Annotated in this window: 12 protein-coding genes; 7 read left to right on the plus strand and 5 right to left on the minus strand. The window is 63.3% G+C overall.

The genetic code is table 11. The features are described from left to right. The 4 genes from B5520_RS16555 to B5520_RS16570 form a co-directional block, all read left to right on the plus strand. A partial coding sequence (locus B5520_RS16555) for an orotidine 5'-phosphate decarboxylase / HUMPS family protein (protein ID WP_176156891.1) occupies positions 1-192 on the plus strand: 192 nt, incomplete at its 5' end. 184 nt (positions 193-376) lie between these two features. Continuing rightward, positions 377-1,402 (plus strand): ATP-dependent 6-phosphofructokinase, encoded by a 1,026-nt coding sequence (locus tag B5520_RS16560; protein ID WP_079598182.1) that lies wholly within the window; start codon positions 377-379, stop codon positions 1,400-1,402. 437 nt (positions 1,403-1,839) lie between these two features. Beyond that, complete coding sequence (locus B5520_RS16565) at positions 1,840-3,828, plus strand: fibronectin type III domain-containing protein (RefSeq protein WP_079598183.1); 1,989 nt, start codon at positions 1,840-1,842, stop codon at positions 3,826-3,828. Positions 3,829-3,973: 145 nt separating this feature from the next. Further along, entirely contained in the window at positions 3,974-4,972 is a 999-nt protein-coding gene (locus B5520_RS16570; RefSeq protein WP_079598184.1) for a phosphotransferase, read from the plus strand. 53 nt (positions 4,973-5,025) lie between these two features. On the opposite strand, the gene B5520_RS16575 is transcribed toward B5520_RS16570, so the two are convergent. From B5520_RS16575 to B5520_RS16595, 5 genes are all read right to left on the minus strand, one after another. Next, positions 5,026-5,937: an NAD(P)-dependent oxidoreductase gene (locus tag B5520_RS16575; RefSeq protein ID WP_079598185.1), complete on the minus strand. Its 912-nt coding sequence runs from the start codon at positions 5,935-5,937 to the stop codon at positions 5,026-5,028. Positions 5,938-5,965: 28 nt separating this feature from the next. After that, positions 5,966-7,243, minus strand: a complete 1,278-nt coding sequence (locus tag B5520_RS16580; RefSeq protein WP_079598186.1) for a TRAP transporter large permease — start codon at positions 7,241-7,243, stop codon at positions 5,966-5,968. Beyond that, positions 7,240-7,821, minus strand: a complete 582-nt coding sequence (locus B5520_RS16585; protein ID WP_079598187.1) for a TRAP transporter small permease — start codon at positions 7,819-7,821, stop codon at positions 7,240-7,242. Before B5520_RS16585 ends, B5520_RS16580 begins: the two co-directional genes overlap by 4 nt. Before the next feature lie 31 nt (positions 7,822-7,852). Beyond that, positions 7,853-8,878, minus strand: coding sequence for a DctP family TRAP transporter solute-binding subunit (locus tag B5520_RS16590; protein WP_079598188.1), 1,026 nt, complete (start codon positions 8,876-8,878; stop codon positions 7,853-7,855). Between the two features lie 263 nt (positions 8,879-9,141). Beyond that, positions 9,142-10,170: a LacI family DNA-binding transcriptional regulator gene (locus tag B5520_RS16595; protein WP_079598189.1), complete on the minus strand. Its 1,029-nt coding sequence runs from the start codon at positions 10,168-10,170 to the stop codon at positions 9,142-9,144. Positions 10,171-10,429: 259 nt separating this feature from the next. On the opposite strand from B5520_RS16595, the gene B5520_RS16600 reads away from it, so the two are divergent. From B5520_RS16600 to B5520_RS16610, 3 genes are all read left to right on the plus strand, one after another. Next, positions 10,430-11,785 carry an NAD(P)H-dependent oxidoreductase gene (locus B5520_RS16600; protein ID WP_079598190.1) on the plus strand — a complete coding sequence of 452 codons (1,356 nt, stop codon included), beginning with the start codon at positions 10,430-10,432 and terminating at the stop codon, positions 11,783-11,785. 208 nt (positions 11,786-11,993) lie between these two features. After that, complete coding sequence (locus B5520_RS16605; RefSeq protein ID WP_079598191.1) at positions 11,994-12,305, plus strand: putative quinol monooxygenase; 312 nt, start codon at positions 11,994-11,996, stop codon at positions 12,303-12,305. After that, a complete protein-coding gene (locus B5520_RS16610; protein WP_079598192.1) occupies positions 12,305-12,841 on the plus strand; it encodes a gluconokinase in 537 nt (178 codons plus the stop codon). The genes B5520_RS16605 and B5520_RS16610 overlap by 1 nt, the downstream gene beginning before the upstream one ends. The last annotated feature ends 45 nt before the right edge of the window (positions 12,842-12,886 follow it).

Genomic DNA, 12,886 nt, shown 5'->3' on the forward strand with positions numbered 1-12,886 from the left:
TTCGACCTGAACGGACTGCTCCGCGCCGGAGCAGAAGCCCGCGTACCGTTCTCCGTCGCAGGCGGCGTGAAAGTCGCCACCATCGCAGACGTCCAGAAAGCAGGCGCCGACGTCGCCGTCGCCGGCGGAGCAATCTACGGCGCAGCCGACCCCGCCCTGGCAGCAAAAGAACTCCGCGCAGCCATCGCATAACCCACCCCCAAACCGTGTACTGCCCGCACAAAACCACCACAGCGGGCAGTACACGGTTCAGGTCGTCTCCGCTGGATCTGCGGCAACTCATCCACAACCTCGCCGTTCTCGCAGCAAACCCCGGCCGGCAGGCCAAGTAGGCACAGCCCAAGCAGGAGCACATAACGCAGATTTGAGCCGAAACATGAAGATTGGAATCCTCACCAGCGGTGGCGACTGCCCCGGACTGAATGCGGTGATCCGCGGAGCCGTCCTCAAAGGCATTGCCATCCACGGCCACGAGTTCGTCGGGTTCCTCGACGGCTGGCGCGGCGTGGTGGAGGGCGACATCATCGACATCCCCCGCACCATGGTCCGCGGCATCGCCAAGCAGGGCGGCACCATCCTTGGCACCTCCCGCACCAACCCGTTCGACAACGGCGGCGGCCCCGAGGTCATCAAAGCCCACATGGAACGCCTGGGCATCGACGCGATCATCGCCATCGGCGGTGAGGGAACCCTGGCCGCCGCCAAGCGCCTCACCGACGCCGGACTGAAAATCGTCGGCGTGCCCAAGACCGTGGACAACGACCTCGACGCCACCGACTACACCTTCGGTTTCGACACCGCCGTCCAGATCGCTACCGAAGCGATCGACCGGCTCCGCACCACCGGCGAATCCCACCACCGCTGCATGATCGCCGAAGTCATGGGCCGCCACGTGGGCTGGATCGCGCTGCACGCCGGCATGGCCGCCGGCGCCCACGCCATCCTCATCCCGGAGCAGAAGGTCAGCATCGACCAGATCACCCAGTGGGTGAAGGAAGCCCACGCCCGCGGCCGCGCACCCCTGGTGGTCGTGGCCGAAGGGTTCGTGCCCGAGCACATGGAAGCCCCGCACTCCGAACGCGGCCTGGACACGTTCGGCCGGCCCCGCCTGGGCGGCATCGCCGACCAGCTCGCCCCGGAACTGGAAGCCCGCACCGGCATCGAAACCCGCGCCACCATCCTGGGCCACATCCAGCGCGGCGGCGTACCGTCCGCCTTCGACCGCGTCCTGGCCACCCGGCTCGGCATGGCCGCCATCGACTCCGTGGTGGAAGGCTTCTGGGGCACCATGGTGGCCCTGAAGGGAACGGACATCGAACACGTCGGCTTCCAGGAAGCCCTCGGCCAGCTCAAAACCGTCCCGCAGAAGCGCTACGACGAAGCCGCAGCCCTGTTCGGATAAGGCAAGGACTTAGCAGCAATTTTTCCCGGAAACGACGCTTTCGCCAAGGTTTTTGCAACCTGGGTTTCCAGCGTTTCTCCAACTCCGGTTCATGAGAGTAGTTGTTGCCACTCGTTCAAGCGGTGTACCGGTATTTGACGGCTCATCGAATCTTGCCGGTTTTAAGGCGCTGCCCAAAATCACTCGATTTGGGAGACTCACTACCGCTTAGTTGGCGAAGCTACGCCCTTTGCTCACCACGCGCTTCGTCGCGGTGCCCCCAGGAGCGTGTTGCCGGCGCGGTGCTGCAGAATGACGGTCCCAGTTGAGCGGGGCAACCACTGTGAAAAGCCAAGCTATTCGCAAGCCCCTCCACCGATCCTTTCCTCGTAGGCATCATCCGTCCTGCAGTTGAGCTATTCCGGGGCCTGAGAGCTCCGATAAGGAAAGGACTCGTAATGAGCTTTCGAAGGCACGTTCCTCCCGGTACGCCAGGTAACCCGTCCTCACGCAGACGCATCACCGGCTTGCTCGCGGGAACCACCACGCTGGCACTTGTGGGAGCCGGTGCGTCCGCTGTGATGGCGGCGAACCCCCCGGTCGGCCCCGGCAACATTGAAATCTTCACCAAGCGCGACATGGTCGCCATCGAGGGATACGCCGCGCAGGCGGGACAGGACGCGACCATCCGCGTGTCCCGCGGCGGTAACCTCATCGGTGTCGCACGCGGGGTGGTCGACGCCACAGGCTTCCTCGAGGTCAATCACCCGGGAGGTGTTTGCTGGGATGTGGTTACTCCCAACATCACAGGAGGCGACGAAGTCACGGTGGAGTTTGAGGACGGCAGCGGCGACGGAGCCCTGGCAGGCACGGCGGTCATCACCTCAGTCGACGCTGTTAACGGGACGCCCACTCCGGACGTCGCCGGCGACGTCGAGGGCCAGGTTGTGGTCAAGGGCAAGTACGGCGCCGACGTCGACACCGCCCGCATGGCGGTGGAAATCGTCAACCCCGACATGAGGGACATGGGCATCGGCGAGCGGGCAATCGGCTGGCCCGACGATGAGGTACCTGCCGGCTACAGGGTCGATGGCGTCGCTGAGAACGGCGAGTTCACCGTGACGTACGGTTTCTTCTCTGAAGCCGAGCGGGACGCTGCTATGGCCGGCGACCCGTCCGTAGCGAGCTGGCAGGCAGAACCGGTGGGGGTTGAAGCACAGCTCGGCCTGACCATCTCCGAGTTCAAGGAGATCGACGGCCCAGGCTTCGGCGGATGCCCCGCGGGGCCCTCCGGGCAAGCACCCAACTCACCCACTGAGGCCTTCGCCAGCGCGGCAGGCAACGGCAGCATTACCGCCACCTGGGCACCCGCCACCGTCCCCGCGGACGCTCCGGCCATCACCGGCTACGAAGTGATCGCCGAGGACACTGTTCTGGGCCAGGAAGTGAGCATCAAGGTCGGAGCCGAAGAAACAAAAGCAACCATCCGCGGCTTGGTGGACGGTCAGGTGTACCCGGTCAAGATCGTGGCACTGAACGGACAGGCAAGCACCCCTGCGGCGGCCGGCACGGTTACCGCGACGTCTGCCGAGCTGCCTCCAGAGGCCTCCGCACCCACAGCCCCCGGCAACGTGGCGGTGAACGACGGTTCCCTGCTCGGTTCAGCGGATGTCACGTGGACCGCGGCCGCCGCCAATGGCTCGGCTGTCACCGGGTACACCGTGGAGGCGCGGTCGGGCGATGCGGTAGTCGCAACGGCTGACGCAGGAAGCGGCGCCACTTCAGCCAAGCTCGAAGGGCTGACACCTGGCACAGAGTACAGCTTCGTCGTCACGGCCAAGAGCAGTGCCGGCAACACCGCAGCCGAACCGGTTATCTACTCCGTGAAGGCAGGGGACCTGACTGCACCGTCCGCTCCCAACGTCGTCCGGGTCACCACCGGCAACGGCAGCGCGACTGTCGAATGGCAGGGTGCAGCCGCGGGCAATACGCCGGTTACCGGTTACGTCCTGACGGCTACGCCGGCGACAGGAACAGCGGTCACGGTGGAGACGGACGCGGCAGCGCGTACCGCCGTGCTGAGCGGGTTGACCAACGGCACCACCTACACCCTCAAGCTGGTCGCTAAGAGCGCAGCAGGCGATAGCGCTCCGGCAACCTTTGGTACCGGCGCTTCGTCAACCGTGACTCCCGCGGACCAGCTCACGGCCACGGCCGAGTACCGCGCTGACAAGCAGGAATGGCGCATCGGTGGAAGCGCCAGCATCACCACCGCCAACACGATTACGGTCACGAACGCCAACAATGTGCGGATCGGCACCGCGGTGGTGGCCGCTGACGGTACCTGGACACTCCGTGCCCGTAACTCGGCCGCCCCTGTGACGCCAACCGTCAAGGTAACGTCCTCCGCAGGCGGATCCATCACTGTATCCGTCAGTACGAGGTAGCCACATCCACTGTTGACGGCCAGAGAACGGCTCTTCGAAGAAGTCCTCCGTCCCCTGAGGGACGGAGGACTTCTGTCGTTGGTGAAGGTTCTATGGCCGCGAAAGTGAGTGCTCAACCACTACGAGGTCCGTCAAGATGGTAGGTATGTTGCCTTTGAGCCAGATCTTCGCGTTGAGGGAAACGGTGGACCAAGAGTGGTGCTCCCCAGTTGCCGACGCTGTGGGCGAGTGCTGGGGCTTGCCGGCGGGGGCTCTCCGTTTCTGGCGTTCGTCCGCGGCCCACGTGTTTGTTGCCCCGCCAGGAGCTGACTCCCGAGGTGTGCTGTACGCGCGGTTCGCGCCCGCGGAGGACCCCGCGGGGTACCGCCTTGCCGAAGGCGCGCGGTTCCATGCCCGTTTGGCAGCCGCTGGCGCTTCTGTTGCGCGGGTTGTCCCCTCCCGAATAAACACGATGGTCGAGCGGATCGGTACGCCGCTCGGCGACATGTACGCCTCGGTCCTGGGCAAGGTGGACGGGGACGAGCTGGATGTTGAGGAGCTCGACGGCGGTGCTGCCGCCGCCTGGGGAGCAGCGCTGGCTGCCTTTCACCAGGCCGCGGGCCAGCCGGCCATGCGAGCCCAGACAAAGCCGCCGGATCCGTTCGCCGCCTTGGCAGCTGCCCCTGCTGCACTGGAAGATCCGGAACTGGCGGAAGCTGCGAAGACCCTGAGCACAGTACTAACGGCCAGCCCTGCCACGCCGCTCGTTCTCGGTCACGGCGACTTTGAACTCGACAACCTGCGCTGGACTGACGGATGGCCTGCCTGCTTCGACCTGGACGAATCCGGGGCTATGCCGGCGGCAGCGGATGTGGCCTCAGCAGCACGGGACCTTCTGGGGCCGCGCCCAGGTTCCCCGGAACATCCCGAGCTCCTAACGGCCTTCCTCCAGGGCTACCAACGCATCTCGGGCCAAACCATCGAGCCCCAGGAGCTGGTGTTGCCCCGGGCAGCCTTCGCCGCGCAGCAACTGCTGCAGTCAACTGAAGTCCTGGATATTCGCTCCCCCTCCGTCGCCTGGCTCAAAGAACTGGACGGGTCCCTGCGAACCCATTACCAAATTCAGCACGACCTTCTACTGATGACCGCGGACGTATTGGTTTAGCCAGCTTGAGAGCGGCCGCAGAAAGAGTGCTTTCGCGCCCTCCGTGGGGATTCTCAGGTCTCAGTGAGAGCGCTGTTGCGTTGAGCAAGGGTCAGGAAGATCCCTGTGTGGTCAAGGCCGCCGTCGCCCCGCGCGACCATATCCTCGAAAAGATCCTTGATTACCGTGCTCAGGGGTAGCTCCAGCTGTGCCGTTCCAGCCGCCCCCAGCACGAAGTTGAGGTCCTTCAGCTGGTTTTGGGCGCTGCCGCCCCCTGTGAAGTCGCCGTCAATCCATCTGTGCCCCTTTTGGCGCAGCACCTTGGAGTCGGCCAGCCCGCCCCGGAGCAGTTCGAGCATCACCGATGGATCGAGTCCCCCGCCGCGCGCGAGAAGCATGGCTTCGGAAACTGCCGTGACCGTGCCGGCGACCACGATTTGGTTGCAGGCCTTGGCGAGGGCGCCCGAACCTCCGGACCCCATGTGCCGGATGGTGCTGCCCATGAACTCGAACGCCGGGGCGACCGAGCGAAGTGCGTCCTCGTCCCCGCCCACCATGATGCTCAAGGTGCCGTTTTCGGCACCGACGGTGCCGCCACTGACGGGGGCGTCCAGGACCCGGACCCCGTGTTCGCTAAGCATTCGTTCGCCAAAGGCCGCCACTGCCCCCGGCGAGACGGTCCCGTGCACGACGAGTATGGGCCGGGCAATGCCCCGGGCTGTCCATCCGGCTATCAGGCCCTCTTCTCCCGGAAGCAACGATTCGACGTGGCTTAGGTCCGGCAACACGGTGAGGACGATGTCGGCGGCCGCCTCAAAAGGTGAAGTCGCAACGCGGGCGCCCAGGCCCACCAAGGTTTCGGCCTTCGAAGCAGTCCGGTTCCAGACTGTCAGCTCGCCGTAGCCCTTCAGCAGCCGGCGGGCCATCGGTTCCCCCATCGGCCCTAATCCCATCAGGGCAAGCGCTGGGTGGTCATGTTCAGGCATTGGAATCCTTTAGAGATTAGGGCAGACGTTACTGGTTGGTCAGGAGATCGGACGGCCACAGGATGAGCTGCGGGAAGACGGCCAGCATGACGATGGCAACCACCATGACCACGTAGAGCGGCACCGCGGCCTTCACGATCTTCTCCATCGGCAGCCCGCTGACATAGGACGCCGCGAACAGGCAGACGCCGACAGGCGGCGTGACCAGGCCAACGGCAAGGGCAGCAACGAGGAAGACGACGAAGTGGATGGGATCCACGCCGGAAGACACAGCCGCGGGCATGAGCACCGGTGTGCAAAGAAGGATGGCGGCGACTTTGTCCATCACCGTTCCGATGATGATCAGGATCAGCCCGATCAGCAGCATGACGATGGTGGGGTCGGTGCTGACGCTCAGCAGCCAGCTGCTGACCTTTGCCGGCAGTCCGTCAATGGTGAAGATGTAAGAGGCGACGCCGGCGATCATGGCGATGAGCAGGATGGTGCCGGTGGTGAGGCCAGCGTCCACGATCATTTTGGGCATCTGGCGCCACTTCATGTCCCGGTAGACATAGATGCCCACCAACAGGCTGTAGAAGACGGCGACGGCGGCAGCCTCCGTGGGCGTGACGAGCCCGCTGAACATGCCCACCAGGATGATCACCGGGCCGCCCATGGCCGGGATTCCCCCGAGGACGATCCTCAGGCCCTTCTTGAAAGGCGTCCTTGAGACCTCGCCGTAACCGTGGCGTGCCGACAGGAAGAAATTCACAAGCATCAGGACGAGGATCAGGACAATGGACGGTCCAAATCCTCCCGCGAGTGCCGCGCCTACCGACACGTTCGCGGTCGAGGCGGCGATGATCATGAGGATGCTCGGCGGTATCAGTGAGGACAGGGTAGCGGTGACCATGGTCATCGCGGCCGCATAGGGCCGCGGGTACTTATGGTCAGTCATGGCCTTGATCTCGATCTTGCCAAGGCTGACAATGTCGGCAACCGAGGAACCGGAGATGCCGCCGAAAATTGCGCTCGATGCGATGTTCACTTGGCCAAGGCCGCCACGGAAGCGGCCGAAGATGACTTCGGCGCCACGGAAGATGCGGTCTGAAATACCACCTCCGGCCATGAGGTTGCCGGCCAGGACGAACAAGGGGACAGCAACCAGCAGGAAGCTGTTCATGGAGCTCATCATTGACTGGGGCAACAGGTCGAGGGGGATGTCGAAGATCAGCAGCGTGGCGATGACGCCGATGCCGAGTGAGACTGAGAGCGGAACGCCCAGCAGCAGCAGGAGGAGGAAAATGCCCAGCAGGGTCAGGCTCATGCGATCATCTCTCCTTTGAGGATCCGCTTACGCATATAGGGGGAGAAGTAGACGGTGGTGATATGGGCGACGATTGCGAGTGCCGCGCCAATTACAAGGGGAAGTGTTACCAGGAACATCTTGAGTCCCAGGGCAGGACTGGACTCTCCGGCGGCGTACTGCTGCAGCATCAGTTCCCACGTCTTGTAAAGCAGGACACTGAAGAACACGGTCCCGCAGATGGCGTAGAGATGCATGCTGACTTGCTTAAGCCAGGCTGGTCCCCACGCCACCGCGAAGTTCACGCGCGGGTGCACGGCGGCCCGGAAGCCGGCTGCCATCCCCAGGAAGGTGGTGTCCATGAACAGGAAACGGGTCAGTTCCTCGGTCCATGGCAGCGAGGCTCCCATCTGCCGGCTGACCATCTGGGCCGCAAGGCTAAGCAGCATCGCGCAGATTCCGACGAAGAGGAGAGCATCCACGGCCTTCCAGATCAGGCCATGAGGTTCCGGGACTTCGCCTGCCGGAACCACCGTGATGCCATCTTCGGCCGCCTGGTGTTCGGCCCCACGGGTTGGGGTGGTTCCTTCATCATGCATTGCACTCGTCTCCTGCACTGGACCCGTCACCTTACCGTCCAAGGAATTCAAGGCTTGACTGTACGAATTCCTTGCCCACCTTGCCTTCAAGCTCGGGGTAGACCTTCTGCGCTGCCGCCTGGAACTTTTCCCGGGCTTCAGGCGTCAGTTCGTTGATCTTCACGCCTTCGCCTTTCAGCTTCTCAAGGGTTTTGGCGGCTTCGTCGGTGTCGTACTTCGTCTTGAAGTCAGCGGTGTCGTCTGCAGCTTCCTGCAGGACCTTCCGGGTGTCCTCATCGAACGAGTCCCACTTCTTCTTGCTGAACCCGAGGACGAGGCCGTCCGAGATGTGGCCGGTCAGGGAGAGGTAGTCCTGGACTTCGAAGAACTTGTTGTTGACTGGAACTTCCAGGGGGTTTTCCTGGCCGTCGATAGTGCCGAGCTGCAGGGCGGTGTAAACCTCTTTGAAGTCCATGGGCGTCGGGTTGGCGCCGACTGAACCAAAGAACTTCACCCAGAGGTCATTCTGCGGTACGCGGAGCTTCAGGTCCTTGAAGTCCTCGGGCTGGGTGATGGGACGCACCGAGTTGGTGGTGTGCCGGGGAGTACGGGTCAGCATGGACACGCCCTTGATGCCCAGCTTGTCCAGTGAGCCCAGCAGTTCCTTGCCTGGCTCGCCTTCAAAGTACTTGGTGACCTCCTCCGAGTCCTTGAAAAGGTAGGGAAGGCTGACGGCATTCATCTTCGGCTCGAAGGACGCGTACACCGAGGTGGACATGATGGTCGAGTCCAGCGTGCCATTTCCAAGCAGGTTGACGGCGGCGTTCTGGTCCCCGCCAAAAAGGGTGCCGTCGGGGAACGTTTCGACCTTGACCTTGCCGTCGCTCAGCTCGGCAACCTTGTCGGCGAAGTGCTTTGCGGAGACGCCCATGGAAGAGGTTGCCGGGTCACCGAGGCCGAGGCGCACGGTGGTGCTGGCGCCGGCACCGCCGGCGCCGCCCCCGCCGCAACCGCTGAGGACAGTACTAACGGTGAGTGCAACGGCCACAGCTGCGGCGGCCAGGATGCGCTTTGGCATCTGATTCTCCTTTGAATACTTGCTGGTTCCTGGCCGGTACGGACAGGGGTACTGATGCTTCGATGGCGGTGGTTAAGGCGTCTTGGGCTGTGCGGATATGGTCGAGAAGGGCTGCTCTTGCTGCTTTCTCGTCTCGCTTGCCCGGTGCCTTGCAGTCGCGGCCTACGGAACAGGGTGGAAGATTGCGGTATAAGTGGAACCGGTACACTTTTTTACCACAGCGCGGGTGGGGCTGTAAACCGTTGAGAAGCGGATGCTACTTGTTACTTGGAAAACTGCAGCCGGGCAACGCTGGACCGTTCGACCAGTTCGGCGGCTACGCGTATGACATTGGGTTTTCCGGACGTCCTGCCCTGCGTGTTGGACAAAGCGAGCTGCACGGAGTGCCGGGCGAGCAGATCTATGGGCTGCCGGACGATTGTCAGGGCCGGGGTCATGAGTTCGGTCCAGGGTGAATCTTCGAAAACGATAACGGATAGGGTGCGGGGAATGTCGATTCCGGCGTGGGATAGGCGCCGCAGAACTTCGGTTACCTGGGCGGTGTTTGCCACCACCAATGCGGTGGGCGGCTCCTCGATGCCGAGGAGCGCCGACGCGGCATCTCCTCCCGCCGGCCCGCGGAACGCGGCGTGCCGGATGAGGAGCTCATCCTGCTCCAGGCCGGCTGTTTCCAGGGCGTGCCGATAGCCGGCGATCCGGTCCCTTCCGGTGGTGGAGGCAGCCGGCCCGGAGATAATCCCGATTCGGCGGTGGCCGTGCGCGGCGAGCAGTGCCGTAGCAGCCCGGGCGGATTCGAAGTTGTCGATGCTCACCACGTCTACTTCAGGGAGCGAAGGTATTGATCTATCGACAAACACCACATCAGTCCCAAGGTCCTGAAGCTGCTTCCAGATTGCCAGGTTGTTGCCGGTCGGGGTCGCGATAATCCCGCTGACCCTGCGTTCGATCAGTGTCGCCAGACGCTCTGATTCCAGCTGGTCATCCTCCTGCGTGGTCATCAGCAGCACCTGGATTCCGCGGGCGTGCGCCTCCTGCACCACCTGGTCGGCCAGTCGGGCGAAAAATGGGTTGGAGACGTCGGCGAGGAGCAGCCCCAGCGTGGTAGGCGGGCCATACTTTAGCTCCCTGGCCGCCGTGCGGGGATGGTAGCCCAAGTCCTTCATCACGCCGTTGACCCTGGCGCGGGTAGCTGCAGCGACTGGACCTGAGCCCGGATTCAGCACCCGCGAGACAACTGCAACGGACACCCCGGCCGCCTGGGCAACATCGCGGATGGTCGGTTGTTTCTGCACGCCTACTCCTTTGTCTGGCACTTCCTGGACATCCGGGAACCTTTTTTAGCCTAGGGCTTGACCTCAGGCCTACGCCTGTGACATAAAAGTGTACCGGTTCCACTTATTTTACCTTAGTTCGATCCCGCTTGGACTGCAGAGCCCCACTACCAATGGCGGCGAGCCGCACGGTGATAAGTAGAGCCCCACAATCTGCGGTTGATCCCAGACCAGCCCGCATCCCTTCCGGAACAGCGCCGTATCCCTTGAAAGGCAACTCATGAATCTGCACCATCTCCTGACCCAGCGCGAGGCCGACGGAAAGCCCATCCGGGTCGGCCTGATCGGCGCCGGACGCTACGGGACGATGTACCTGGCCCAAGCAAACAACATCCCGGGCATCCACGTCGTCGCCATCGCAGACATCAACGTCAAACGCGCTGAAGGTGCTTTCGAACTCGTTGGATGGCCCAAAGACCAGATCGCCCCCGACATCGCAACCGCCCTGAGGGACCGCTCAACCGCGATCGTGGCCAACGCCGACGAGCTTTTCGACGTCGACATCGACATCATCGTGGAAGCCACCGGCAACCCCATCGTTGGCGTCAAGCACGCACTGCGCGCCATCGAAACGAAAAAGCACATCATCATGGTCACGGTTGAAGCCGACGCCTTGGCAGGGCCCGCTCTTGCCAAGCGGGCAGAAGCAGCCGGCGTTGTCTACTCAATGGCATACGGCGACCAGCCGGCCCTCATCATGGAACTCGTCGACTGGGCCCGCACCAGCGGCTTCGACGTCGTCTGCGCCGGCAAGGGTGCCAAATTCCTCGAGCACTACCACGAGATGAACCCCGACAACGTCTGGGAAAACTGGGAATTCTCCAAGGAACTCACCGACTCCGGGCAGCTGAACCCGAACATGCACACCTCCTTCCGCGACGGCACCAAGGCCGCCATCGAAATGGCCGCCGTCGCCAACGGCGCAGGACTGGTCCCCTCCGACACCGGGCTGACGTTCACGCCCGGAGACGTTGAGGAAATTGCCTCAATCTGCCGCCCCGCCGATGTCGGAGGAGCCCTCGCACACGAAGGGACCGTCGACGTCATGTCCAGCGTCAACCGCGACGGCACCTGGATCCCCCACAACACCCAGGAAGGCGTCTTCGTCGTCGTGAAGGCCACGAACGCGTACGTCTCCGGCTGCTTCAACGAATACCCCTGGCACCCGGACCCCACCGGCCAGTACGCCGCCCTGTACCGCCCCTACCACTACGTCGGCCTGGAACTGAATGTATCCATCGCCAACGCCGTGCTCCGCGGAATTTCCACGGGTTCACCTATCGGGTTCTTCGGCGACGTCGTTGCCACCGCCAAGAAAGACCTCAAAGCCGGCGAATTCCTCGACGGCGAAGGCGGATACACCGTCTGGGGCCAGCTCGTTTCGGCGAAGCACTCCGTAACTACCGGTGCACTGCCGGTCGCACTGGCCCACCACGTGGAACTGCGCAATGACGTCGCCAAGGGCGGGATCGTCCGCTGGGATGACGTCATCATGGACGACTCCCTGGCCCAGGCCCTCGAACTGCGCCGGGAAACCGAAGCCCTTGCCCTTGCCCTTGAGGCAGTGTCGAAGTAGCTGGCAAGCGGGGATTCCACAATGGGCTGAACCTGGCATCCACTGAAAGTTCGGCCCCTGGAAACCTCGCCGCTCTCAGCTAAGTCTGACGAACACCCTGCGGATGTTCGGCGCGGACCGACGGACTCTACCCGTCGGTCCGCGCCGCGCCCCCCAAGGACCCTCCCACGCCCCTCAAGGGCACCCTTAAAGCAAGGAGAACCCCAGCATGACCATCGTCGTCACTGCAGCTTTTAGCCCGAAGGAAGGCGCCTTCGACCAGGTCGTCGCCGCCCTCTCCCCCGCAATCAGCGAAGTCCACCAGGAACCCGGCTGCCTGCTCTACGCGATCCACGAAGCCCCCAACAACCAGATCCTCATGATTGAGAAATGGGAATCAGCTGCGCTGCTGGACGCCCACGGCGAAGGTGAACCGGTCAAACGCCTGAACGCCTCCCTCGAAGGCCTGCTGGAAAAGCCTGTCGTAGTGACCCGGATGGTTCCGATCCCCGCGGGAACAGCACAACAGGGAGCACTGTAGTGCACAGCCCTCTTGTCATTATGGGCGTGTGTGGTGCAGGCAAGACTGCGGTCGGCGCTGCCCTGGCAGCCCGGCTCGGGGCAACCTTCAAGGACGCTGACGACCTGCACCCCTTGCCGAACGTCGAAAAAATGACGGCTGGCATACCGCTCACCGATGAAGACAGATGGCCATGGCTTCGCCTGGTCGGCGAAGAACTCGCGGCCGAACACCCCGACGGGATCGTGGTTGCCTGTTCGGCCCTCAAACGCGCCTACCGTGACGCTATCCGCGCAGCCGCTCCTTCCACCCGGTTCATCCTCTTAAAGGTCGACCCTTCGGTACTGAAGGAGCGGCTGGTCCAGCGCCCAGGACACTTCATGCCTCAATCCCTCCTCACCTCACAGCTGGAGACACTTGAGACCCTTGGAACAGCCGAAGCCGGAATGACCGTGACATCCGAAGGCGGCATAGAAGCACTCACCGAGGAAATTCTGGCGAATCTGCCCCAAGTGCATCCCGCAGTACCCGCCGGTACCGATCAGAACGGAAGATAAATTTCCGCCCCACGCCTCCGAGCGCCTAGCCGGGCTGCAGGAATA

It is taken from the genome of Arthrobacter sp. P2b (genome assembly GCF_900168295.1).
Classification (GTDB): Bacteria; Actinomycetota; Actinomycetes; order Actinomycetales; family Micrococcaceae; genus Arthrobacter.

What these genes read in the sequence shown, in the direction of transcription:
- B5520_RS16560 (WP_079598182.1), top strand. Translation starts at nt 377, where the DNA reads ATGAAGATTGGAATCCTCACCAGCGGTGGCGACTGCCCCGGACTGAAT.
- B5520_RS16600 (WP_079598190.1), top strand. Translation starts at nt 10,430, where the DNA reads ATGAATCTGCACCATCTCCTGACCCAGCGCGAGGCCGACGGAAAGCCC.
- B5520_RS16575 (WP_079598185.1), bottom strand. Translation starts at nt 5,937, where the DNA reads ATGCCTGAACATGACCACCCAGCGCTTGCCCTGATGGGATTAGGGCCG.
- B5520_RS16585 (WP_079598187.1), bottom strand. Translation starts at nt 7,821, where the DNA reads ATGCATGATGAAGGAACCACCCCAACCCGTGGGGCCGAACACCAGGCG.
- B5520_RS16565 (WP_079598183.1), top strand. Translation starts at nt 1,840, where the DNA reads ATGAGCTTTCGAAGGCACGTTCCTCCCGGTACGCCAGGTAACCCGTCC.
- B5520_RS16590 (WP_079598188.1), bottom strand. Translation starts at nt 8,878, where the DNA reads ATGCCAAAGCGCATCCTGGCCGCCGCAGCTGTGGCCGTTGCACTCACC.
- B5520_RS16605 (WP_079598191.1), top strand. Translation starts at nt 11,994, where the DNA reads ATGACCATCGTCGTCACTGCAGCTTTTAGCCCGAAGGAAGGCGCCTTC.
- B5520_RS16580 (WP_079598186.1), bottom strand. Translation starts at nt 7,243, where the DNA reads ATGAGCCTGACCCTGCTGGGCATTTTCCTCCTCCTGCTGCTGCTGGGC.
- B5520_RS16570 (WP_079598184.1), top strand. Translation starts at nt 3,974, where the DNA reads ATGTTGCCTTTGAGCCAGATCTTCGCGTTGAGGGAAACGGTGGACCAA.